Here is a 24906-nt window from a genome sequence, read left to right as displayed (position 1 = left end):
ATGTAAGAAATGCCTCGTTTGTATCATGTTAACGGCGCCTGGATTTTGCGGAATCCGCTTCTCATCTATTCTGTCCGAAGCTATACTAGATGGATCAGAATGATGGAAAGGAAGCGAAATTCAGCATGCTCAGGCTCGTCAAAGCCTCGATGATCGTTCCAATCGCGCTGGCGTTCATACTCTCCGTCTCCCTTCTTCCGCTGCTGCTTCAGCTGGACGGGGACGGCGGCTCGCTTCGGCTGCACTGGTCGCAAAGCTTTGCCGCCTTAAGCGACTACTTAGGCGGACTCGGATCGGGGGATTCCTTCCGCTTCGTCTCCGGCAAAAACGAATACTCCTTCTGGGAGCGGATCGGCGCTTCCTTCAAAGTGTCGTTCTTCTATATTTCCGCCGGAAGCCTGCTCGGCATGACGCTTGGCCTGATAATCGGCGTTTACTTCGCCCTCTCCAAGGCCGAATGGCTGAAACGGATCGTCGAGCTGCTGGGCGCGCTGCCTGACTTCGTAATGATTATGCTGCTGCAATTCGCCGTCGTCTTCATCGCGTCGAAAACCGGAGCCGTCGTGTTCCAGGTCGCCAGCTTGTCCACGGACGATCCCGCGATCGCGCTGCCGCTGCTCTCCGCCACGATCATTCCGGCCAACTACATGATCCGGAACGTGGCGATGCAGATGAAGCTTACGCTGAGCGAGGATTACATCGGCTTCGCCAAAGCGCGCGGATTAAGCAGAATGCGCATCGTCTTCCATCATGCCCTGCCCAACGTGCTTCCCTTCTTCAAGGCAGATCTGCACAAGCTGCTCGGCATTCTCATGGGCAACATTTTCGTCGTGGAATATTTGTACAACCTCAATGGAGTGACAATGTTCCTGTTCTCCGACGCTTTCGGCTTCGGCGGGTATCAATACGCGCTGGTCGTTAATGGATTAATGACATTAATTGTTCTGTACGCCGTCGTATACGCGCTGATCAGACTGTATCTATGGGGATGGGAGAAGGTGATCGCCCGATGAACAAGAGCTTGCTGGCCGGACTGGCGATTACCGTCCTGATTACGCTCGGCGCCCTGTTCGGCGGATATTTGTCGCCCCACGATCTGCAAGACCAATTAAAAGTCGAATATATCGTGGACGATCAAGGCAAGGGAACAGTGGTCGCTCCTCCTGCCGCTCCGGGCAGCGAATATCCGCTCGGCACGGACAAATACGGCTACGACCTGCTGGCCAAGCTGCTGGACGGCGCGAAATATACGCTGTTCCTGTCCTTCGGCATCGCCTTGGCGCGCGTATTCGCAGGCGGTCTGCTCGGCATGCTGCTCGGCTATTTCGGAGGGAACAAAGCGGACAAGCGGTCCGCGGGGGACTCCTGGAAGGCGCTCAACGGCATTCCGATCTTCCTGATCACGTGGCTGCTGCTGATCGGCATCTCGATCAATTCCTCCCTGTCTCCGCTGCAGCTTTCCGTGCTGCTCGGAATCGTGCTGACGGCGGTCGGGGTCCCTTCCGTCCTGTCGACGATCAAGGATAAGACGCTCGTCCTGCGCGACCGGCCTTACGTGCTTGCCAGCGAATCGCTCGGGGCCGGGCATTGGACGATCGTTCGTTCTCATCTGTTCCCGTTCCTGAAGGAAAGCTTCCTCATTTTGCTCGTGCAGGAAATCGTGCTCGTGCTGACGCTGTTCGGGCAGCTGGCGATCTTTAACCTGTTCGTAGGCGGCACGACGATGTACATGGACCCTCCCGAGTATCATAGCCGCACCAACGAATGGGCCGGTTTGATCGGACAAGCCCGGGGCTTCCTGTACGTGAATCAATGGATTCTGTTCATTCCCCTGGCATCCTACGTCCTGCTGATCATGGGCTTCCAGCTCGTCTCCAACGGACTTGAGCAGCGCTACAAGCGGACCTACGCCAAGCATTCTTATCTATAAGAGGATGTTCAAAAAGTCAGCTTTTGATGACGAAGTAGAGCAGGAAGGGGATTCGACATCGAATCTTGAATTCAGCCGGGCTTTCCGGTGCTCACGTAGGTTTTCCTACGCTCCGCTCCTCAATCCCTAAGCTTCATCCAACCTTCTCGGTCCTGAAAAGCCGACTTTTTGAACACGCACTATAAGAAAGTACATTGGAGTAACAGAGGCGTCCCTTCCGTCGTCCGAAACGGACCAAGGGACGCCTTTTCTTTCTGTGTCTTCGGCAACACCTAACATTTTTATACGTTCCCCTTACTTTTCTTTATGTTCGCGGGACCGAATAGTTCTTATGATGAACATGCAGGTTAAAAAAAGGAGGTCCGATTCCATGTTACGCAAAAAACCTTTGTTCGCCGCGCTAGCGACATGCGCGCTTCTGCTGTCCGCTTGCGGCAACGCGAACGACTCCAAATCGGGCTCTGGCGCAGCCAGTCCCAGCGCTTCGGCCAAAGCTTCGGAGAAACCGAGCAACGTTGAACTCAGAATGGCATGGTGGGGGTCGCAAGAGAGACACGATAAAACGCTTGCCGCCATCGAGCTGTTCGAGAAACAGAATCCGAACATCAAAATCACGGCCGAATATTCCGGCATGGACGGCTACTTCGACAAGCTGAACACGCAGATCGCCGCGGGCAACGCTCCGGATCTGATCCAGATGGGCGGCAACATCATGGAGTACGTCGGACGCAACGCGCTGCTCGACTTGCAGCCGTATGTCGGCAATGCCATCCGCCTGGAAGACTTCGATCAAAGCTTGATCAACGAAGCGACCGCGGACGGCAAATTGTACGGCGTTACGCTGGGCGTCAGCCAGACAGCCTTGCTGTTCAACGCGACGATGTTCAACAAAGCCGGCGTTCCGGTCCCGAACGGCGAAAGCTGGACGTTCGACGACTTCAAGAACAGCGCGCTGCAAATCAGCGAGAAGCTGGGCAAAGGCTTCTATGGCTCTTACGATCTGTCCAGCGACAACGCGTCCTTCACGACTTACCTGGCCGCCCACGGCAAAGAGCTTTATCGCAGCGGCGAGCTCAAGTTCGACAAGCAGGACGTGGTCAACTGGTTCTCGATGTGGGACGAGCTTCGCCAAGCCGGAGCGATCGTTCCTGCGGAAGTTCAAGTCGCCAATCCGCCGGATGCCGTCGACAAATCGTTGATCGTGAAAGGGCAAGTCGCCATCCAGGGCGCGTCCGCTTCGCAAATTTTCGGTTACCAAGCTTTGACGGAAGACCAGCTCGGCCTGCTGCCGAACCCTGCCGGTCCTGCCGGCAACGGAATGAGCCCTCCGGTGTCCGGACAATTCATTACTTCCTATGAAGGAACGAAATATCCGGAGGAAGTCGCCAAGTTCATGGACTTCATGGTCAACGATCCCGAAGCGGCCGTCATCCTGGGCAGCACCCGCGGCGTTCCGCCTTCGGCGAAAATCCGCGACGCGCTGTCCGCGGAATCGACTCCGGTCGACAAAATTCTGTACGACTACATCTCGCTCGCGACGAAGATTTCGACGGGCAACGGATACGAGCACTTCCCTTATGACAATGAATTCATCAAGCTTCTGAAATTGACGAGCGAGAAAATCGCCTTCGGCGCAGCCTCTATCGATTCCGCTTCGGAAGAATTCATGACAGAGATGCAAAAAATGCTTGCTAGAGCAAACCAATAGAAACGGGATTCTTTGCGGGAGCCCCCACGGCTCCCCTTTTTTCCCTTTAGGATGGAGGAGGATGCTCGATGGGAAAATATAAAACCTACTTGGCCGGGTATGCCTTTCTGCTGCCGTGGTTGATCGGATTTTTCGCCTTGACGCTGGGTCCGATTATCGCCTCGCTGTATTTATCGTTCACGAAATACGATCTGCTGACGTCTCCGGAATGGATCGGCACGAAAAACTACGTAAGCATGTTTACCGACGACTACCGGCTGAAAGACTCGATTTGGGTCACGATGAAGTACGTGTTCCTGTCCGTCCCGGTCCGGCTTTCGTTCGCCCTCGCGATCGCGATGCTGCTCAACCAGGGACTGCGTCTGCTGAATTTGTACCGTACGATCTACTACATCCCTTCCCTGCTGGGAGGCAGCGTTGCCATCTCCGTGCTGTGGAAACAAGTATTCGACAAAGAAGGCGTGTTCAACCAAGGCTTAGCCATGGTCGGAATCGAAGGTCCTGCCTGGATCTCCAGTCCTTCTTATGCGATTTATTCGCTGATCGGGTTATCCGTCTGGCAGTTCGGATCGGTTATGATCATTTTCCTGGCCGGTCTTAAGCAAATTCCGACGGAGCTCTACGAAGCCGCAACCGTGGACGGAGCGGGCAAAGTGCGCCAATTCGCGAAAATTACGATGCCGCTGCTCACGCCGGTGCTCTTCTTCAACCTGACGATTACGCTGATCCAGTCGTTCCAGACGTTCACCAAAGCTTTCATCATCAGCGGCGGGTCCGGCGGACCGATCAACTCTACCCTGCTCTACTCCCTCTATTTGTATATTAAGGGCTTTACTTTCCTTGACATGGGCTACGCTTCCGCTATGGCTTGGGTATTGCTCTTCATTATAGCGATCATTACGGGCTTGCTGTTCCTGTCCTCTCGTTACTGGGTCTTCTATTCGGATGGGGGGAAATAAACGATGACGATACCCAAGAATGTCAAAAACGGTCTCTTGCACTTGTTGATTCTGGCTCTCGGAGCGTTGATGCTGTATCCCGTTCTTTGGCTGATCAGCAGCTCCTTCAAACCGACGACCATGATTTTTACCGACAAAAACTTGTGGCCGAGCTCCTTTACGCTCGAGCATTACAAGAGCGGCTGGTCCGGTCTGCGAAATATTCAATTCGGCAACTTCTTCGTCAACTCCATCATGCTGTGCGTGATCGCCGTTTTCGGAGTCGTGCTGAGCTCGTCCATGGCCGCTTTCGCCTTCGCGCGAATCGATTTCCCTTTGAAAAAGCTGTGGTTCGCGCTCATGCTCGGCACGATCATGCTGCCGGGCCACGTGACGCTGATTCCGCAATATATCATTTTTCATGAACTCGATTGGGTGGATACGTTCCTGCCTCTTACCGTTCCGAAATTTTTCGCCGAGGCGTTCTACGTGTTCCTGATCGTCCAGTTTATCCGGGGTATCCCCAAAGAGCTCGACGAGAGCGCGAAGATCGATGGCGCCGGCTGGTTCATGCTGTTCTTCCGCATTATTCTGCCGCTCTGCACGCCGGCTCTGGTGACGGCTGCGATCTTTACGTTCCTCGGCACGTGGGACGACTTCTTCGGTCAATTGATCTATCTCAGCGACATCAAGAAATTCACGGTGCCTCTCGGTCTGCGCCTGTTCCTCGATTCCAGCGGCAACTCCAACTGGGGAGCGGTATTCGCGATGTCGGTGCTGTCCATCGTTCCGAGCTTGCTGATCTTCTTCGCCGGCCAGAGATACTTCACGCAAGGAATCGCAACGTCCGGCCTGAAAGGGTAGAATAAGAACGACAACCCGAGAAAAGGATGGAGCCTATGCGCACGCTTTTCAAATATCCGACCAGACTGTTTACGCTCATGGTGCTCTGTTTTATCGGATTCAACGTCGTTCTTCTGCTGCTGTCAGCCGGCCTCTTCTACTCGACCTATTCGGATCTCGCCTATCGGGAAATCCGTGAAACGAAAAAGGAGCTGCTCGAGGAAACGTCTCAGAAGCTGTCGAATTACGTGTCCGGCATTCAGGATACCGCGCGTTTCCTGGTGACGAACGAGCTGATTCGCGGCCATCTGGCCGATTCCCCGGTCAGCTTCTACGACTTTTACTCTAAGAGTAAAAACATCTACGAGGAGTTTCAGAAGCTGCTGTCCGTCAAGATCGGCATTCATTCCATCGAGCTGTACACCGATTGGCACGGCAGCTACCTTCCGGTGCAGGATCGTTTCCTCTACCGGTACGAGGACGCGGAAACGCAGGGCTGGCTGGCGCGCATGGACAAGGCGGACGGATTCTGGATCCCCTCCCATCCTTACGACCAGACGAGCGGCTCAGCGGAAATGGTCAGCTACGTACAGCGCATCATCAGCAACCGCGGACAATCGCTCGGCATCGTCAAGATCAACATTCCGGACCGGATGCTGTTCAATACGCTGTCCAAGCGCCTGCTCTCTCCGAGCAATGAAGACTATTACGTCATTATGGATTCTACCGGCCACTACATCTCCTCCACGCTGTCCCCCGACCTGTCGATTCGATTCGGACAAGGCATCGAGCGCAAGGAGGATTTCGCCAGACTGCTCGGAGACGCGTCGCTGCCGATGGACGGCGAGATCGAGGGACGCAAGTACAATCTGATTTCTTCGGATAAAAATACGGAGTATTGGCGCCTGATGCAGCTCATTCCGCGCGATGTCTTCCTGGAAAGCGGGAGGGAGATCCGGCAGCTCACGTTCTGGCTGCTCGCCGCGCTCATCGGTCTCTCCGTTCCGATCGCCTTCTGGATTTCGAAGAGGCTGACCTCGCCCATCCACCGGATCGTGGACGGCATGCGCACGCTGGAGAAAGGCGATTTCAACGTGCGTCTGGGCGCATCGAGCATCCAGGAATACATGGTTTTGACGACGCATTTCAATCGCATGGTGCTGCGGCTGAAGCAGTTGATCGGCCGGCTGAACAAGGAGCACCGCGACCGGCGGGAAGCGGAGCTGAGGCTGCTGCACGCCCAGATCAAGCCGCACTTTCTGTACAACACGCTGGACATGATTCACTGGCGGGCGATGGATTACAAAGCGCACGAGATCAGTCAGATGGTGCACCAGCTGTCCCGGCTGTTCCGCATCGGACTGAGCAACGACAAGTGGTACGTCACCGTCAAGGACGAGCTGGACCACGCCCGCTGCTACATCGCGATTCAGAAATTCCGGCAGAACTTCGATATCGTCTACTCGGAGCAAGCCGAACCGGACCTGTTCTCCTGCCTGATTCCGAAAATCGTCCTTCAGCCGTTTCTGGAGAACGCCGTCATCCACGGCTTCGGAAGCCGCGCCGATCAAGCCGTCATCGAAGTCAAGGTCGAAGCCGAGTCGGGTGACGTCCTCCCTTCCCTGCGCCTCTCCGTTGTCGACAACGGCGTCGGGTTTCCGCCGGATTTCGTCATCGAGAACGCCAAGGGCATCGGCATCCGCAACGTCATCGACCGGATTCATCTGTATTGCGGACCGTCCTACGGCGTGGAGATCGACCGTCTCGACTCGGGCCAGACCCGGGTATCGCTGCGCCTGCCGCTCATTCGCGACGAAGAGGAGCTTAATCAACTAACGAGGAGTCTTGCGGATGAATACGATTCTCTTGGTGGATGACGACCAATACGTCATCGACGGCCTGCTGAAGCACGTGCCTTGGGAAGACATGGGCATTCGCATCGTCGGAACGGCCGGAGACGGCGAACAGGCGCTGGAGCAGTTTCGGGAAAGCAAGCCTGACATCGTCATCACCGATATTTACATGCCCAAGATGGACGGCTTCCAGCTGACGGAGGCGATTCACGAGATCGATCCCGAATTTCCGGTCATCATCCTGAGCGGCTTCGACGATTACGCCAACGCCAGAAAAGCGGTCACCAAAGGCATTCAGCATTTTCTGCTGAAGCCTCCCAGCATTTCCGAGATCGAGTTCGTCGTGCGCGAGGTCGTGCAGCAGCTGAACGAATCGAAGGAACGGGACGAACTGCTGTCCAGCTACGTCAGACAGCAGGACATCGTGCAGCGCTCGATGAGAGAGCTGTTTTTCCGCGACTTGCTGTCCACCCGCTATCGGCGCGAGGAGCTCCCCTGGCAGCGCATCGAATTCATGGAGCTTCCGCAGGAGACGACCGTGCAGGCGCTGACGCTCAGCCTCATCCGCACGGAAGGCCGCACCCGCACGGAGGAGCGAGATTGGCAGCTGCTCCGCTTCGGCACCGGCAACATTATCCGCGAAGTGCTGGACAAGCGGCTGGAGGCCTATTCGGATCTTGCCGCGGAGGTTATCGCCTATTCGGACAAAGATTTCGTCATTCTCTTCCTCGGCGGCGCGTCGATGGATGAAACCGTCGGCGCGACCATCATGGAAGCGTCGACGGCGATCGTGGACAACGTGCTGCAATATATGAAAATCTCGATGCTGGGCGGATTGGGAACGCCTTGGAATGGTTACGAGCACATTCTGGACTCGTTCCTGGAGAGCCAGTCCGCGATCGAGACGGCGGAGATGAACGACTGGAACCGGATCTACCCGTTCACCGAAAAGGCGGAGCCCGAGGAGGAGCGGCTCATGCCGCTGGACCTGATCCGCAAGCTGAACGACGCCATCTTCCAGAAGCAGCTTCAGGAGGCGGCCGATCTGTGGCAGGAGCTGAAGTCGAACCGCGCGTTCGTCTCCTCTTCCCTTCCCGGGCTTAAAGGCGTCTGCGCCGGATTGATCAGCGCCTGGCGAACTTCCGCCTGGTCCTCGGCCGCGCAGGCTTCCGACGACGAGACCGGTCTGGAGGAGCTGCTCGTCTCCCTGAACCGCAACGCGACGGCCAAAGGGCTGATCGACTGGATGGACGAGCAGATGTCCCGCGCCATCGCGCAGATCAAGGAAAACTTGCAGGGGAAGAAGAGCCATGCGCTGATCGACCGAGTCATCGGCGACTTCATCGAGAAGTGCTACCACCAGAACATCACGCTGGAAGAAATCGCCGCCAAAATCCACGTCAACCGCAACTATTTGAGCCAATTGTTCAAGAAAATCACCGGCGAGCCGTTCGTCACCTACTTCAACAAGTATCGCATCGAGAAAGCCAAGGAGCTGCTGTCGACAGGTCAATATATGGTTTACGAGATCAGCGAGATGGTCGGCTTCCAGAACTCGACCTATTTCAGCCAAGTGTTCAAATCCATCACCGGGATCAGCCCTTCGGAATACAAGCGCTGATCCGGTTTCCGCAAATGAGGTGCCTATCGCAATGGATACATTACTGGAACGGCTTCGTTCCATCGATCTGCTCCGCCAGGCCGACGGGCTCGCCAACGAATCCGGCCGCGCCTTCCTGACGGAATTCGCCCGGTCCGGCGTCAAGTTCGCCGCATCCGGAGGAACGCTTGAGAACGCGTATTACTCCGCCGTCTACAAGCTGCCCGACTGTGTGTCGTGCGAGCCGGACGGCTCCTTGACGCTGCAGGAAGGCGGCGTGTACAAGGGCTGCTGGCTCGAAAGCACGGGAACGATCAACGCCGAGCTGCTGGCGCGGTTCGTCCCTTCCGTATCCCGTTCGACCTACGAGCAGTTCGCCGACCATCAGCGCGAGGACGGACTAATCCCTTACAAGATCGCAGAAGGCGGCCCCGTCTTCCGGCAAATCCAGCTTGTCACGCCTCCAGCGAGAAGCGTCTGGAACTACTATTTGCTAAACGGCAAAGACCGGGGATTTCTGGAGAAAATGTATGCAGCGCTGAGCCGGTACGACGAGTGGCTGGAGAAGTATCGCAACACGCGCGGCACCGGCTGCGTCGAGGCGTTCTGCGCCTTCGACACCGGCCACGACCTGTCGCCGCGGTTCTGGCACGTGGCGGATACGCCCCACCGGGGCGATCCGGCACAGGTCGATCCGGATTCGCCGCTCGTTCCTTTCCTGGCGCCGGACTTGACGGCCAGCGTCTATTGTTCGCGCAAGTATCTTGCGCGGATGGCGCGGGAGCTTGGGAAGGATGCCCCGTGGGAGGAACGGGCCGAGCAGTCGCTGCGCGCGCTGTTCCGGCACTGCTACGACGGCAACGACGGCTTCTTCTACGACCGGGACAAGCACGACCGCTTCGTGCGTCTTCAGTCCGACGTGCTGCTGAGAGTGCTCGCCTGCGAAGTCGGCGATTCCGACCTGTGCGCGTCCAGCTTGAGCCGGTACCTGCTGAATACGCGCAAGTTTTTCGCCAAATATCCGTTCACCTCGATCGCCATGGACGATCCGCGCTTCGACCCGCACTCGGCCTACAACAGCTGGGCGGGCGCGACGAATTTTCTCAGCCTGATCCGCGCGCCGCACGCCTTCGAGCATCACGGCAGACACGTCGAGTTGGTCTGGGCGATGCAGCCGATTCTATCGGCCCTGTCGCGCATGACGAGATTCGGCCAAGTGCTCAGCCCGTGGACGGGAGAAGAAGGCTATACGGAGAGCTACTCCCCCGCCCTTCTCTGCATGCTCGATTACGTCGAACGGCTTTGCGGCATTTTGCCCGCTGCCGACGGAGAAGTCTGGTTCACCGGACTGCTGCCCTCTCCGCTCGATCACGGAATCTCGCTGGCGGAACGCACGGCGTACGCCCGCACGATCGACGGCACTTCTTACGAGCTGCTCAACTCGCCCGAAGAGTGCACAATCCTCGCGGACGGACGCGAGCTTGCCCGCTTCCCTTACGGCGTCCGGATCGTCACCGATCGCGCCGGCCGCCTTCAGGCGATCGTCGGCATGACGCTGCGCCCGGTCCGCGGCCGGCTGCTGTGGGAAGGGCGAGCGTACCCGTTCCGCGTCGAAGGCAACGAGCGACTGCGCTTCCTCGGCGGCGAGGCCGGATTCGTAACGGAATCGAATCCGGGCGTCGTTCTTCCGGCGTACGAGTAACGGCTCGCCGGATTCTTCTTGGCGGGTGACGGATGATGGGTGACGGAGGACGGGTGGAGGGTGACGGGTGATGGGTGGCGGAGGACGGTGGAGGGTGACGGGTGACGGGTGGCGGAGGACGGTGGAGGGTGACGGGTGACGGTCTTCCGAGGTACTTTTTTGGCCTTGCTTGACTCTCTCCCCCGCCTCGGTTCCGCCGAGGCACTTTTTTGGCCCTGGCCTCTCTGCCCCGTTTCCGCCGAGGCACTTTCTTGGCCTTGGAGGCATCGGCTCGGGTCCAGGCTCGAGTCTCCGAGGCACTTTTTTGGCCCTGGCCTCTCTGCCCCGTTTCCGCCGAGGCACTTTCTTGGCCTTGGAGGCATCGGCTCGGGTCCAGGCTCGAGTCTCCGAGGCACTTTTTTGGCCCTGGCCTCTCTGCCCTGTTTCCGCCGAGGCACTTTCTTGGCCTTGGAGGCATCGGCTCAGGTCCAGGCACGAGTCTCCGAGGCACTTTTTTGGCCCTGGCCTCTCTGCCCCGCCTCCGTCCAGGCACTTTCTTGGCCTTGGCTTCGCACCATCTCGCACCAGTATCACGCTGTCGGTACTATAGAACTCTTCACCAGACAACATACGGGGTTTGACTCCCCCATCCACGAGAGGAGAGGCGACTGAACGATGCAGACGCTTAAGAAAGAACAAATTCAGATGAGAGATCCGTTCGTGCTGCGGCACGAAGCGGAGAACTGCTATTATTTGTACGGATCTACCGATCCGGATATTTGGAAGAGCAAAGGAATCGGCTTCGACGTCTATCGCAGCAGCGACCTGGAACATTGGGAAGGCCCGTTCCCGGCCTTCCGCCCGGATGCGGATTTCTGGTCGGACAAGAACTACTGGGCTCCCGAAGTCCATGCCTATCAAGGCAAGTATTATATGTTTGCTACGTTCAAGGCAGACGGAGTTTGCCGCGGCACTCAGGTGCTGATCGCCGACCATCCGCTCGGTCCCTTCGTGCCGCACAGCGACGGACCGGTGACGCCCCGGGATTGGGAATGCCTCGACGGCACATTATACGTGGACGGTGAAGGCGAGCCTTGGATGATTTTCTGCCATGAATGGGTACAGATTACGAATGGAACCGTCTGCGCGATCCGCTTGTCGCCGAAGCTGGACCGGGCGATCGGGGAGCCGGTCGAGCTGTTCGCCGCCCGCGACGCCGCCTGGATCGAGCCGGTCAAGAACGGACTCGGCTACGTTACCGACGGACCGTTTGTCCACCGCTGCGCCGACGGCACGCTGCTCCTACTCTGGTCGAGCTTCCGCGGCGGCCGGTACGCCCAGGCAATCGCGCGCTCCACAAGCGGCGAAGTCGACGGACCGTGGGAACATCTTCCCGAGCCGATCTACGAAAGCGACGGCGGCCACGGCATGATCTTCCGCACTTTCGGCGGCGAGCTGATGTTGGCGCTTCATACGCCCAACAAGACGCCGCTGGAACGGCCCGTCTTCCTTCCATTGATTGAACAGGGCGGACAGCTCCGTCTCGCCAAATAAGCAAGCGCATAACCAAAAGAACCTGCCGTCCCAAAGGAATCGGCAGGTTCTTTTGAGGTAGATTCCACTTAGCGATACCCTAAACTTTCGACTAACTCCTCACGATACAGCGCTTACATTCCAACGTTGTTCTAAACTTTCGACTAACTCCTCACAATACAGCACCTACGCCCCGACGTTATTCTAAACTTTCGACTAACCCCTCACAATACAGCACTTACACCCCGACGTTGTTCTAAACTTTCGACTAACTCCTCACGATACAGCGCTTACATTCCAACGTTGTTCTAAACTTTCGACTAACTCCCCACAATACAGCACCTACGCCCCGACGTTGTTCTAAACTTTCGACTAACTCCTCACGATACAGCGCTTACACTCTAACGTTGTTCTAAACTTTCGATTAACGTCAACCCTACTTAGCTGCCCTGCCCTGCCCCGCCCAACAACTGCACCTACATGATGCGCAAAGCCGGCTCCACCGGGCAGAAGCAGACCGGCACGCCCGGAAAGCAAGCGCGCAGGCGCTCGGCCAACAGCTTCATACCCGGCTGCTCGCTCTCGAGATGGCCCAGGGCGACGACTGCGACTCGTTCTCCCAGCTCGGCCGCATCCCGCGCGTACTCCGGCGTTTCCCACTCCGGTCCTTCTCCGTACAGCACGATATCCGCACCGTACCGCTCCAGAAGCGGAACCGCAAGCTTTGCCCCGCCACGGTAGCCGACGAGAACGCCGATCCGCTTGCAGCTCTCCGGCAGTTGCCCGCCGACTCGAACCTGATCCAATGCCAGCCTTTCCTTGACATGCCGGACGACGTCCTTTCCTGTCATCGCCTCAGGAAGATCGACGATCGAAGCAGCCGGCAAATGCCTAGTCATGCAGCGCTGCCACCCGAGTTCGCGAATCAGCCCTTCGGCGACGATGTCGGGACGGCTGCGATGCACCGCGTCATGGCAGCGATAGACGGCCAGCCCGCTTCCCGCGATCCGGCGCTGCTTCTCCTCGTAAACCGCGCAGCCCGCAAGCCTCGCATCAGGATCGTTGTCGTGGGAGTAGAATGCCCCCTCGTGAACGATGAGCAAATCCGCGCCCGAATCAGCCGTCGCTTCAATTACGCCGAGCGTCGCCGTGAACGCCACGACGATTCCTCGTACCAGCGACGAAGGATTCCCCGTGAGCAGCCGGTCCGCTACGCCGACCGGAGCGCCGCCCAACGTCGACAACACGTCGATGACCTCCTGAACTTTCAACTTCGCCATCCCTGTTCCCCCCTTCGCCGTCCCCGTTAGTTGATCATGCGGCTCTTCGCGTCGATAACCTCCTGAACTTTCAACTGCGCCACCGCTGTTCCCCCTTTCACCGTCCCCGTTAGTAGATCGTGCGGCCCTTTGCGTCGGAAACGCCCGATTTGCGATAAAAGTAAGTGTTGACGACGTCCCGCCATTCCCGCGCGTGCTCCGCCTGGTGCACAAGGCGCTCGCGCACTTCCCGGTGCGCCTGGGGGTCCAACTCTCCTCTCAGCGAGTCCCACGTTCGCAGCAGCCCTTCCGCTCTGTCCGCTCCCTCGAAATGGGAGTCGTAAATATGCTGAATGACCGTCTTGCCAGACTTGAGCACATGCGAATAAGGCACATGGTGGAAGAAGAGCAGCAACTCGTCCGGACAGCGTTCCACAGATTCGTAAATTTCGCGATTTGGAGAGTGATACTGTCCGGCATAACCCGTGCCGGAGCCTAACGTCCGGTCTACCCCAATGCCATCCCGATCGGCAAAATGGTACGTCCCCCACTTGGAGTACTCGTACCCGTCGATATTCGGCCCGTAGTGATGGTTGGGATTGACCATCCAGCCTACGCCCAGCGGAGCCGTATAGGATTCATAGATGTCGTAAGATTCGAGCAGCATCCGCAGCACTTCGCCTTTGATGCCCGAGCCCAGAGTTGCTCCGAACGTCAAGTCGATCCATTCCTCCGCGATCCGCTCCGCGCCCAGACCGGTATCCCACGCCAGTCGCGCGTATCCGTACAGGTTGGCCTGGGCCAGCAGATGGCCGGTCCAGTTGTCGTCGTCCCCGACGTTCGCCACCGCCGCCATTCCTCCCAGCTTTCTTCCGAACAGCGTGCCGGCAGCGACTCGAGCGACCGTCGAATTTTCGCCGATCGCACAAGTATCGAAATCCAAAATCTCCTTCCATTGAGGCACCAAGTAGCACAGATGCCGCTGCTGACCGGTGTACTCCTGCGTAATCTGCAGCTCCAGCAGCTGATTCGTTCTCGTCATGCCGCCGAGCAGCGGCGAGACCGGTTCGCGCGCCTGAAAATCCATCGGACCGTTCTTGATCTGCAGAAGCACATTGTCCTTGAACTTCCCGTCCAGCGGCATAAAATGGTCGTAAGCCGCGCGAGCCCGATCCGTCGAACGGTCGCGCCAGTCCTGCTGGCAGTCGTAGACGAAGCACCGCCAGATGACGATGCCGCCGTAAGGATCGAGAGCGCCGGCCAGCATGTTCGCTCCGTCGGCGTGATTCCGTTCGTACGTGAACGGTCCGGGTCGGAATTCCGAGTCGGCCTTCACGAGGAAGCCGCCGAAATCGGGGATGTGGCGGTATACCCGCTCTGCCGCCTCTCTCCACCAAGCCGCAACGCTCCCGTCCAGCGGGTCGGCCGTGTCCAGTCCGCCGATTTCGATCGGACCGGCGAAGTTAACGCTCAGAAACAAGCGAATGCCGTAAGCCCGGAATATGTCCGCAAGCTGCGCTACCGAAGGCAAATAAGCGCCGGTAATGAGCAAGGACTCCTGCCGATGAACGTTGACGTTGTTGATCGCGACCGCGTTGATTCCGACCGAAGCGAGCAGCCTCGCATAATCGCGAATCCGACCCAGATCGCCCGTGACGGCTCCATCCTTGAAAAACAGGCTTTTCCCGGCATAACCGCGCTCGATCGAGCCGTCCAGATTGTCCCAATGATCGAGCATTCTTAGCGCGTTGGCGGGAGCTTCCCGCACGTCCAGTCCGTCCAGGCTCTTGCCCGCCTGCATCAATCGGAGCAGATGGAACGCCGCGTACAGCACGCCCCTGTCCGTCTCCGCCGCCAGAACGATCCCGTCGCCTTCGACGGCGCGGATCGCATAGCCCTCCTCCCCGAGCAAGCCCGGCTCATCCGATCCGAAGACGATGCCGGCAGCCGCATGCGAACCGATCACGCCCGCCGTAATGCCGGACCCCCGATCCCCATTAACGTCGCCCCCGCTCTTCGGCCCCTTTCCCAACATCACGTAAAGCGCCCTCTCCAGCTCTCCCCTGACCGTTCGCAGCGTCGGCGAATCGCCGATGACGGTCAGACGGGAGCATCGCCGCTCATAGGCTTCGCGCAACCGAGCGTCGGCGACGTATTCGTAATTCAACCAACAGCCGTAGCCGTTCCCGATCGTTTTCATTTATGCCATCTTCCCTTCTTCTATCGTTGCGGAAGCGATCAGCTCGCTCGCCGTAACAAGTTTATAGCCGCTCCCGGTCAGCTTCTCGATCAGCATGGCGACGGCCGCGACCGTCTGCCTGCGGTCCCCGTATCCATCGTGAAACAGCAGGATGCTGCCCGGGACGGCGCATTCGAGCGACCGCTCATAAATGTGGCTTGCGCCAGGCTGCTCCCAGTCCCGGGCTTCCAAGTTCATGGCCCCCGCCAGCGTACAGCCTTCCTCCTGCGCGATGCGGACGACCTCTTCGCCAACGTCCAAATACGGAGGGCGAAGCAGCCGCGCCCCCTTGCCCGTCAGCTTGCGAATGAGCCGCTGCGTCTTGCGGATCTCTTCCCTGCATTCGGCCGCACCGATGCGCGTCAAATAAGGATGGCTGTATGTGTGATTGCCGATTTCATGCCCCTCAGCAGCGACCTCCGCGACCACATCCGGATAGCTCTCCATCTGCTGCCCGATCATAAAAAACGTCGCTCTGCCGGAAGCTTGCCGCAGCAGCGACAAAACCTCCCGGGTATAGACCGGATCAGGCCCGTCGTCGAACGTCAGGGCGATTTCCTTGCGCGGCGAGCGGACTTGCCGCACGAATGGCGATCGTTCCAATTCCATGAACAGCCCCCTTCCGTAACGGAAGAGTCCCCCTGCGTCGGGAGACTCTTCGATTGTCTTCTATGCGCCGGACCGCGGGTGCCATATCCGGAAAGATCCGCTTAACGCCAGCAGCGCGAACAGGTACAAGCAATTATCGTAATAGCGTCTGTCCCGCGTGCGAACGGGCGTGTTCCAGAACAGCTCGACGCTGGCTCTCGCGTGTTCGCCCTCCGGATCGGCCAGCGACGCCATCGCGTTGGTCGCGATCAGTCCGACGGGGTGCAGCGACTTCTCCTCGAACGGCTCTCCGGCGATCGTATATCGGCGGTAGTCTTCAGGCTTCTTATCGGAGAAAAACTTCTGAATCCGCCGGGCTTCCTCGCGCTGCCATGCCGTCGCGCCGAACCACTCCGCATCGAGACCGACGTTGGCGGCTACACGATACGAATCGCTGAAGAAGTGGCCATAACCCCTCTCATCGTTCGGCGTGCCGTCGTAGAAGGCGTATTCCGGCGCAAGGCCCGTCTCCGGGTGGCAGGCAAGCTTCAAATATGCCCGGCTCGCCTCGGCCGCCTCCTTCCAGAACGCCCGATCCTCCTCGTTCGCCCACAGCGCGAACAGCTCGTAGAAATGCGGAAGATGATAGGACGGATCGCTATACTCGCAATTCGGCACAAACTTGATCAGCTTGTTGTGCCGGTTCCACATCGGATGTCCGACGCCGTCCTCTCCCTTGTGCACGCACACGCTCAGCAGCTCCCGCGCCTTGGCCCCGTAATCAAGCGGCGGCGCGCCGTCTCCCCATCTGTGCGAGGCGAAGATCAGCGCGAGCGCGAAATATTCCTCGCCGTCGGGCGCCGGACCGTGCGACCGCTTCGTTCCGTCGGGATTGCACGACCAGGCGAAATACCCCGCGTTTTCTCCCTCGCTCATATACATATGCTTGTAAGTCCACCTCCACAGTCGGTCGAACACGTCGCGCCGATCGAGCTGCACGGCCATCATCATGCCGTAGGACATCCCTTCCGTCCGCACGTCCAGGTTGCCGGTATCCAGCATGTAGCCCATGTCTTCGCCCGCCGGATAATAAATCCGGGTCTCCTCATGATCCCCGAAGAGCAGCTCCCAGGACGATTCCAGCCGGGCCGCGATCTCTTGCTCGTCATAGCCGTATTCCGCCAGCAAATTGCGGTAGGTTCCGGTATAGCAAGCTCCTGCGCTTGCGATTTTTCCCATTAGCCTTTAACCCCTCCCAGCGTCATGCCCTTGACGAAGTAGCGCTGCAGGAACGGATACACCATAATGATCGGAAGGCTCGCCACGATCGTCATCGTCGCCCGCACCGACGTCGGCGTCACGAAGCTGGCCGTTCCTCCCATGCCGTCCATGCTGCCGCTCGTTCCGGTGGCGTTGGAGTTTTGCAGCATTTTCATCAACTCGTATTGAAGCGTGCTCAGTTCGATATGCGACGAATTGTACAGGAAGACGTCGAACCACGAGTTCCAATGATACACCGCCGTGAACAGCGACGTCGTCGCCAGCACCGGCATCGTAAGCGGCAGCACCACGCGCATGAACGTCGTAAACTCTCCCGCCCCGTCGATCCGCGCCGACTCCAGAATGCCGTCCGGAAGCTGCTCGATAAACGAGCGGATAACGATGATGTTGAAGACGCCGACGATGCCCGGAACGATGTACACCCAGAAGCTGCCCAGCAAGTCCAGCTCTCTCATGAGCAGGAAGTTGGGGATCAGCCCTCCGTTAAAATACATCGTAAGCACGAACGCGAGCGTCACGAACTTGCGCAGCACGAAGTCCGGCCGGCTGATCGTGTAGGCGACCATCGCCGAGCAGAACGTCGAGATCAGCGTGCCGAGCACCGTCCGGGATATGGAGATGAACGTCGCATGCAGAATCGTCGCTTGCTTGAATACGTACTCGTAGTTATCCCAGGTGAGTACCCGGGGCCAAATATGAATGCCGCCCTTGACGGAATCCATCCCGTCGTTCAAGGAGACGGCGAGCATGTTCACGAACGGATAGACGGTCACGATCATGAGCAGCACCATGAACGTATAGTTCGCGATGTCGAATGCCCGGTCTCCGACGGATAGCTTGATTTTGTAGTTTGGTTGATTCGTCTTCGCCACTGCGCTCTCCCCCTTAGAACAATCGGTCCTGTCCCATTCGCTTCGCGAGATGGTTCGCCCCGAACAACAGCACGATGCTGACGACCGTCTTGAAGATGCCCGCGGCGACGGAAAGCGAGTAATTGCCCAAGTTCATTCCGTATTTCAAAATGAAAATTTCCAGGTTTTCCGAATAATCGAGATTGGGACCGTTGCCGAGCAAGTATTGCGGCTCGAACCCGGTTTCCAAGATTTGTCCCAGGTTAATGATCATCAGAATGACGATGACCGGTCGAATGCCGGGCAGCGTAATGTGCCAGATCTTCTGAAACCTTCCGGCCCCGTCGATCTCGGCCGCTTCGTACTGCGAAGGATCGATCGTCGTCAAGGCGGCCAAATAGATGATCGTGTTCCAGCCTACGTTTTTCCACACTTCGGATACGCCCATAATGCCCCAGAAGTATTTCCCCACGCCAAGCCACAGCACCGGCTCCTGGATGAGCCCGAGCGCCAGCAGCACTTCGTTGACGATGCCGCCGTCCGTGGACAGCGCCGTCTGGATGATCGTGGCGGCCACGACCCATGAAATAAAGTGAGGCAAATAGCTGATCGTCTGCACGACCCGCTTGAACGCGACGGCCCTCAGCTCGTTGAGCAGGATCGCCAGCGTAATCGCCGTGGCGAATCCGAGCACGAAGTTGATCAGGCTCATCGCCAGCGTGTTTCTCATCACTTGCAGGAACCGGTCGTCGGAAAACATGAATTCGAACTGCTTCCAGCCAACCCACTGCTGCTCCCCGAACGACTTGGCCGGCTTGAAATTTTGGAACGCGATCGTCCAGCCCCAGAGCGGGACGTATTTGAACAGGAACAACCAGAGGATAAAAGGCACGGACATGAATACTAGCGTTCTTTGCTTGACCAGCCTGCTCAGAAAGAGAGAGAGACCGGCTTTCCTGGCGGGAGGCACCCTGCCGACGGACGATTCCACTTCAACGTTTTTTAACAAGGCGGTCGCTCCTTCCGTACCCGACGTATGCGCGCAAACCCGGAAGGGGCTGCCCCTAAGCAGAGTTGCCAGAGAGGATCGATAGATAAAGAAAGGGGATGTACCTCCTGGAGACTGCCTCCTACGCTCCTGAAATCACCGATTAACGGGTTTACCTATTCAGATTTCAGGAGTGTATAGCATCGTAAGGAGGTACATACCCTTTGCGCCTTGATCATCGATTATCTTTCAGAGCAACTTGGTTGGCTTATGGGACAGCCCCTCCCCCGCTTCTTAGTTGCCTCTGATCTTAGCGACTTTCTTCTTGACTTCATCCGTCATCGTCGCTTCGTATTCCGCTACGGGCAGCTTGCTGTATTCGTTCAGGTACTCCTGCCAGTTCGCATCGAATTTGCTGGGCGGATCGAGAACGATCTTCGCGAAGTATTTGCGCTGTACGTCGACTTTCTTCGCCGTATAGATTTGCGCGTCCGAGCCTTGCTCCAGCGCGATGCTCCAGGCCGGATACCACGGACGATCGTCGGGCACCGCGAACAGTTCGGCGTAAGTCTGCACGCCGTACTTGGCAAGACGCGCCTTCTCCGCTTCCGTGAACGAAGCGCTGGCCACTTCCGGCTGTCTGCCGGCGCTGACCGAGTTGCCGTCCGGGAACGTCGAGCCTTGGCCGTACATCGGCCAATAATATTCGAAGTAGTCCAGACCGACTTGGCGCTTGTATTCGATATCCTTCAGCTTGTCGATCTGCTCCTGCGTTCTGTACAGGCGGCCTTTGTCGTCCACTTCGTACGTCACGCCTTGAATGCCCCATTGCGTCAGACGCTGGTTTTCGTCCGTCAGCAGGTTGTCGAAGAATTGGATGATCCGGACCGGGTCCTTCGCGCTCTTCGTAATGCCGATGCCGCGGTTGTTGATGAAGGACGACGGGTCGATGTACTGGTCTTTGATATTGTTCTCGTACACGATCGGCAGCGGGAAATATTCGAGCGAATCGTCTCCGCCGTTTTTGACCGTCTCCGCTTTGATCGTCTGGTTCGCTTGCTGCACCTGCCAGCCGTAATCGAAGTAGCCGAGCACTTTGCCGGAGGTGATCTTCGCCAAGTATTGGTCGTAGTTGTCCACGAACGAGGACTTGTCGTACAGGCCGTTGGCGTTCAGCTCGTTAAGCTTCTGCAGCCAGCGCTTCGTGCCGTCGTTCGTCGCGTAAATTTTCGCATCCATCGTGTTCAAGTCGACTTGAACTTCGCCGTCGTTCGGATAGCCTTCCAGATGGTTCGGCGGGTTCGTCGTCGCGAAGAAGCGCCAGTCGTGAGTCAGCGACATGAAGCCGGTCAGCTTCTCGTCCTTATGCTTGCCCGCGTAATCTTCGATCAGCTTGAAGTATTCGTCGAACGTCTTGACCTTCGGATAACCCGCCTCCTCCAGCACCCGGTTCTGAATCCAGAACGCGCCTTGATCGATGACCGGGTTCGGTTTGTACTCTCCGACGACCGCGCTAAACGGCAGGAAGTAGATGTTGCCGTCTTCCGCCTTCATCAGATTGAAGTACGGCTCGTAAACCCGTTTGATGTTCGGACCGTACTGCTCGATCAGGTCGTTGAGCGGAATGAACGCTCCGGCTTCCATGATTTTGTCGATGGCCGTATCCGGCTGCAAAATGTCCGGGTACGAGTCGCTCGCGATCATCGTGCCGATCTTCGTATTGATATCGCCGACGAGATGTTCGATTTTGAAGTTGACGCCCGTCTGCTCCTCCAGAATTTTGCCGATGTCCGTCTGTTTCGTCTCGACATCCTTGTCTGCTCTGGCGTTGAAGTAGGTGAACGTAACCGGGTCCGGCTTAGGCTCCTCGCTCGCGGCTTGCGAGCTTGGCGCAGACTCCGATCCGCTTGGGCTGGGAGACGCGCTCCCGCTGCCGGCCTCGTTGTTGTTCCCGCTGGAGCAGCCGACCGCGGCCGTTACCACAATCGTAGAAAGCAAGGCAAGTATCCATTTCCTGCTCGTTTTCACTGAAGTACCCCTCTCCATTTCGAAATTTGTAAGCGCTTTTAGTAAGCACTTTCAGTATACCGGCGAGAGCGGTCTTTGTTTACCCGATAAACTATATATCTCTCTTTGTAAATTAAAGGCCCGAAATCGCGATCTCGACCGACGTCCCCTTGCCGCGTTCGCTCTTCATGTCGAATCGCGCGCGTTCTCCGTAAAATAGCTTCAAGCGCATAAACACGTTGCGAACGCCGATGCGATCCCCGATTTCCTCGTTGTTCCGCAAATCCTCGAGCAGTTGGCCGAGCTTCTCCTCTTCAATCCCTACCCCGTTGTCGCTGACCGCGAAAACGATGCCGTCCGGGGTTTTGCGCACGCTCACCCGGATCATGCCCGAGTGCTTCAGCGCTTCGATGCCGTGAATGCTGGCGTTCTCCACAAGCGGCTGCAGCGTCATCTTCGGAATCAAGGCGCCCGCGCACTCCGGATCGGCTTCGATGACGTAATCCAGCTTGTCCCCGAACCGGTATTTCTGGATTTGCAGGAAGCTGTCGACGAGGTCCAGCTCGTCCTTGACCGTGACCATATCCTTGCCCCAGGAGAGCGACTTGCGGAAAATTTTCGCCATATGATGAATGATTTTCGCCGTCTCCTCCTCCGACTTCATGATGCTTCTCATGCGGATCGTCTCCAGCGAATTGAACAGAAAATGCGGATTGATCTGGCTCTGCAAGGCGTGAAGCTGGGTTTCGTTGCGCTTGAGCTGCAGCTCCTTCCGCTGGATGTCCGCCATGTACACGTCGTGGATCAGACTTCTGATCTGCAGCGTCATCCGGTTGAACTCCATCGTGAGCTGGCCGATCTCGTCCTTCGTCTCCTCCCGGTCGATCGTCTCGAAGCTGTGGTTTTTCACCCGCTTCATCTGCTTGAGAATGCGGATCAGCCGTTCGTTGAGCGAGCGGGTGAACAGGACGATGATGAACGTAGGCACGAGAATGTTCGGAAGCGCCATGTACACGACGAATTCGCGCGATTTGCGCACGTCTTCCAGCACTTCGCTTTCCTGAAATTTTCCGACGATCGACCAGTTCTGCAAGTAGCTGATCTCCTGAAACGTTTCTTCCAGGACGATGGTGCCGCTTCCCCCCGGTTCGAAAACGTCGGAGAGCTCGCTCCCGCCTTCGCCGTGATTCGTCACGTACTGCGCCTTGCCGTCCGCGAGCAAATAGACGTTGCCGGCCAGCGTCACGTTGTTGAATACTTGCTTGATCATCTCGGGATGCAGATCGATCTTCAGCACCTTGTCGTAGTTCTCCCGGCCGGCTGTGCCCATCATTCGGCGAACGATGCTGAACGAAGGCTCCGCTCCGGCTCCCTCGTCCTTGACGATGATCGGGGTGTAGCCTTCGTTCAGCATACGATACCAGCGTTCCTGCGTCGTCGTCTCGGACAGCGGAAAAACGTAACCTCCATATATAATCGTGTCGTTGTTCGTATACAGCGTTATTTTCTGAATCGCCCTGTAGACGGGATTGTACTTCTCGAGCATGCCCATCGTATAGGAATGGTAGTTGATGACGTAATCGGATTGATTGTCGTATTTCTTGTCGAGGTAATCGTTCAGGGTGGAGTCGTTGTACAGCACGGACGAAATGCCGACGACAGCCTCGATCTGATACAGAAAGTCGTTGCGGATCTGCTCGATCGCCAGCGACAAATCCTGCATCTTCTGCTTCTTGACGTTGTTGCTCGTAATCGTATAGAACAGTACGTTGGTCAAGAGAACCGGCAGGAACACGGACAAAAAGTAGACGATCAGCATTTTGTTCCGCAGCCGGACGTTGTTCAAGGCGACGCCTAATTTCATAAACCGGAAGCCCCCCGTTGCCGCTTTAGAGGATGTTCAAACAACTTTTGACGGCATTTTTGAACGCGGCAATTTATGCCTTCGCCAAAATCGCGTTCTTGTATTCCGTCGGGGTTCTCCCCTCGACTTTCTCGAATTGGCAGACGAAGTAGTCCGCGTTGCCGAAGCCGACGCTGGCGGCGATCTCGTACACTTTGCGATCCGTCTGCCTGAGCTGTCTTTTCGCTTCGGCGATGCGGATTTGCAGCAAATACTCGTTAAAATAGACGCCGTACGTTTTTTTGAACAGCTGCCCCAGATAGACCGGGTTCATATAGAAGCGTTTGGAGATGGTCTTCAAGTTGATGTTTTCGCCGAAATGGCCGTCGATGTACGCCTTGATTTTCCCGATGTCGCCTTTCGTCAACGCGCTGCGCAGTCTGGACATGTAGCCGGCGCTTTCCCGCAGAAATTCCAGGAACAGCCCCTTCAGACCGTTAAGCGTTCTCGGCTCCTGCTGCGTTCGCAGCAGCCGGGGCAGCGAGATCACGGCGCTCTCGTCGCCTTGCATGTTTTGAATGACGGCGCTAATCCCGTGCACGCATCTGGAGATCGAGGCGTAAACCGACTCCGGAGAATAACGATGCTCGCGGAACGTGTCGAAAATCCGCCCGGCTGCCCGCTCCGTCCCTTCCTCGTCCCGTTCCTCCAACCGTTCGAGCAGCTCGGTCAACAGGACGGCGTCCAGCTCCTTGTACGCGACGCATTGCCCCGCCGCCTCTTCGTGAAGGAGCACGCTCCTGTCCAGGGCGAATTTGTAGCTCGTCAGCGCGGACGCCGACGCGTACGACTCCCGGGCCCGCTCCAGCGACGGCGCGATCGCGCCCGCGTACACCCGCGGAATTCCGTCGACGTGCGCGCCGGCCGCGCGGATCAGCCGTTCTCCCAAGCTGCGGACTTCCTGCTCGCCGAGCTCTTCGAACAGCAGAAAGTTAATCTCCGTCAGGCTTCTTGCAAGCAAGCACGGAGCTTTCCCGTTCGAATGCGCCGCGGCCTCTTCCCTAATCGCCTGCTTAACCCGCTCCATTTGCTCCGTTGCTCGCGCATCGTTCGGGTCGAACGACGCATCGTTGATCTCCACGGACACGCAGCGCAGGGGGCGGTTCAGCGGAAGGTCCAAAATGCGGGACGCCTCGGCCAGGAACGCTTCGTCCGGCTGACCCGTCAGCAGGCGATCGAACGCCGACGCTTGAATGAGGCGGTACTCGGCCTCGGCCCGGGCCGGCTCGACGTCCGGAGCCGCCGCGATCCGCTCCAGCGTTGCCGACAGCTCGTTCTCGTCGATCGGCTTGAGCAAATAATCCGCTACTCCGTAACGAACGGCTTGCTGCGCATATTTGAAATCCCCGTATCCGCTGATAATAATAAACTTCGTCTTGTCGTTGCCGCTCTCCCGCACTTTGCGGATCAGCTCCAGACCGTCCAATACGGGCATGCGAATATCGGTGATGACGACGTCCGGACGAACCGCTTCGATCAGCGCGCAGGCGTCTTCCCCGTCCTCCGCTTCGCCGGCCACCTCGAATCCGAGCTTCTCCCAAGGGATCAGCCCGATCAGCCCTTTGCGAGCGAACACTTCGTCGTCGACCAGAATCGCCTTTTTCACTTCGCATCCCTCCGACTCCTTATATGGAAACGCTTACACATGATTGGAAAAATCGTTCCGCCCCTGCTCGATGTACGTAAGCCACTTTCATTGTAGCC

General features: G+C 57.6%; 18 protein-coding genes. 9 read left to right on the top strand and 9 right to left on the bottom strand.

All coding sequences use genetic code 11. The features are described 5' to 3' along the window. Nucleotides 1-89: 89 nt before the first annotated feature. From B0G52_RS17405 to B0G52_RS17365, 9 genes are all read left to right on the top strand, one after another. Nucleotides 90-1013, top strand: coding sequence for an ABC transporter permease subunit (locus B0G52_RS17405; protein WP_094046598.1), 924 nt, complete (start codon nt 90-92; stop codon nt 1011-1013). Continuing rightward, nucleotides 1010-1930, top strand: a complete 921-nt coding sequence (locus tag B0G52_RS17400) for an ABC transporter permease (RefSeq protein ID WP_158223753.1) — start codon at nt 1010-1012, stop codon at nt 1928-1930. The genes B0G52_RS17405 and B0G52_RS17400 overlap by 4 nt, the downstream gene beginning before the upstream one ends. Before the next feature lie 370 nt (nt 1931-2300). Next, nucleotides 2301-3638, top strand: coding sequence for an ABC transporter substrate-binding protein (locus B0G52_RS17395; protein ID WP_158223752.1), 1338 nt, complete (start codon nt 2301-2303; stop codon nt 3636-3638). 68 nt (nt 3639-3706) lie between these two features. After that, nucleotides 3707-4597 (top strand): carbohydrate ABC transporter permease, encoded by an 891-nt coding sequence (locus tag B0G52_RS17390; RefSeq protein WP_094046592.1) that lies wholly within the window; start codon nt 3707-3709, stop codon nt 4595-4597. A gap of 3 nt (nt 4598-4600) precedes the next feature. After that, nucleotides 4601-5440: a carbohydrate ABC transporter permease gene (locus B0G52_RS17385; protein WP_094046590.1), complete on the top strand. Its 840-nt coding sequence runs from the start codon at nt 4601-4603 to the stop codon at nt 5438-5440. 35 nt (nt 5441-5475) lie between these two features. Then, nucleotides 5476-7296, top strand: coding sequence for a cache domain-containing sensor histidine kinase (locus B0G52_RS17380; protein WP_158223751.1), 1821 nt, complete (start codon nt 5476-5478; stop codon nt 7294-7296). After that, nucleotides 7271-8893, top strand: coding sequence for a response regulator transcription factor (locus B0G52_RS17375; RefSeq protein WP_094046586.1), 1623 nt, complete (start codon nt 7271-7273; stop codon nt 8891-8893). Before B0G52_RS17380 ends, B0G52_RS17375 begins: the two co-directional genes overlap by 26 nt. A gap of 31 nt (nt 8894-8924) precedes the next feature. Further along, nucleotides 8925-10574, top strand: a complete 1650-nt coding sequence (locus B0G52_RS17370; RefSeq protein ID WP_198960673.1) for an MGH1-like glycoside hydrolase domain-containing protein — start codon at nt 8925-8927, stop codon at nt 10572-10574. Nucleotides 10575-11228: 654 nt separating this feature from the next. Further along, a complete protein-coding gene (locus tag B0G52_RS17365) occupies nt 11229-12107 on the top strand; it encodes a glycoside hydrolase family 43 protein (protein ID WP_094046584.1) in 879 nt (292 codons plus the stop codon). Nucleotides 12108-12562: 455 nt separating this feature from the next. Here the strand turns inward: B0G52_RS17365 and B0G52_RS17360 are convergent, their stop codons facing one another. The 9 genes from B0G52_RS17360 to B0G52_RS17320 all read right to left on the bottom strand — a co-directional run bounded on the left by B0G52_RS17360 (nt 12563) and on the right by B0G52_RS17320 (nt 24808). Beyond that, nucleotides 12563-13366 carry a Nif3-like dinuclear metal center hexameric protein gene (locus B0G52_RS17360; RefSeq protein WP_094046582.1) on the bottom strand — a complete coding sequence of 268 codons (804 nt, stop codon included), beginning with the start codon at nt 13364-13366 and terminating at the stop codon, nt 12563-12565. A gap of 109 nt (nt 13367-13475) precedes the next feature. After that, nucleotides 13476-15545, bottom strand: a complete 2070-nt coding sequence (locus tag B0G52_RS17355) for an alpha-glucuronidase family glycosyl hydrolase (RefSeq protein ID WP_094046580.1) — start codon at nt 15543-15545, stop codon at nt 13476-13478. After that, nucleotides 15546-16193 (bottom strand): polysaccharide deacetylase family protein, encoded by a 648-nt coding sequence (locus B0G52_RS17350; protein WP_094046578.1) that lies wholly within the window; start codon nt 16191-16193, stop codon nt 15546-15548. A 60-nt stretch (nt 16194-16253) separates the two neighbouring features. Continuing rightward, on the bottom strand, nt 16254-17411 hold the full coding sequence (locus tag B0G52_RS17345) for a family 8 glycosyl hydrolase (protein WP_094046576.1): 1158 nt from the start codon (nt 17409-17411) through the stop codon (nt 16254-16256). Continuing rightward, complete coding sequence (locus B0G52_RS17340) at nt 17411-18325, bottom strand: carbohydrate ABC transporter permease (RefSeq protein WP_233162758.1); 915 nt, start codon at nt 18323-18325, stop codon at nt 17411-17413. The genes B0G52_RS17345 and B0G52_RS17340 overlap by 1 nt, the downstream gene beginning before the upstream one ends. Before the next feature lie 13 nt (nt 18326-18338). After that, nucleotides 18339-19202: an ABC transporter permease gene (locus B0G52_RS17335; RefSeq protein ID WP_094046825.1), complete on the bottom strand. Its 864-nt coding sequence runs from the start codon at nt 19200-19202 to the stop codon at nt 18339-18341. A gap of 384 nt (nt 19203-19586) precedes the next feature. Further along, on the bottom strand, nt 19587-21338 hold the full coding sequence (locus B0G52_RS17330) for an ABC transporter substrate-binding protein (protein ID WP_094046574.1): 1752 nt from the start codon (nt 21336-21338) through the stop codon (nt 19587-19589). 94 nt (nt 21339-21432) lie between these two features. Continuing rightward, the gene (locus B0G52_RS17325; protein ID WP_094046572.1) at nt 21433-23163 is read right to left on the bottom strand and encodes a sensor histidine kinase; all 1731 of its coding nucleotides are present in this window, start codon (nt 23161-23163) and stop codon (nt 21433-21435) included. Between the two features lie 73 nt (nt 23164-23236). Beyond that, nucleotides 23237-24808, bottom strand: coding sequence for a response regulator transcription factor (locus tag B0G52_RS17320; protein WP_094046570.1), 1572 nt, complete (start codon nt 24806-24808; stop codon nt 23237-23239). Between the last annotated feature and the right edge of the window lie 98 nt (nt 24809-24906).

Source organism: Cohnella sp. SGD-V74, from assembly GCF_003001675.1.
Taxonomy (GTDB): Bacteria; Bacillota; Bacilli; order Paenibacillales; family Paenibacillaceae; genus Cohnella.
The sequence above is the reverse complement of the archived record's forward strand: the minus strand, read 5'-3'. Positions and strand labels throughout refer to the sequence as shown.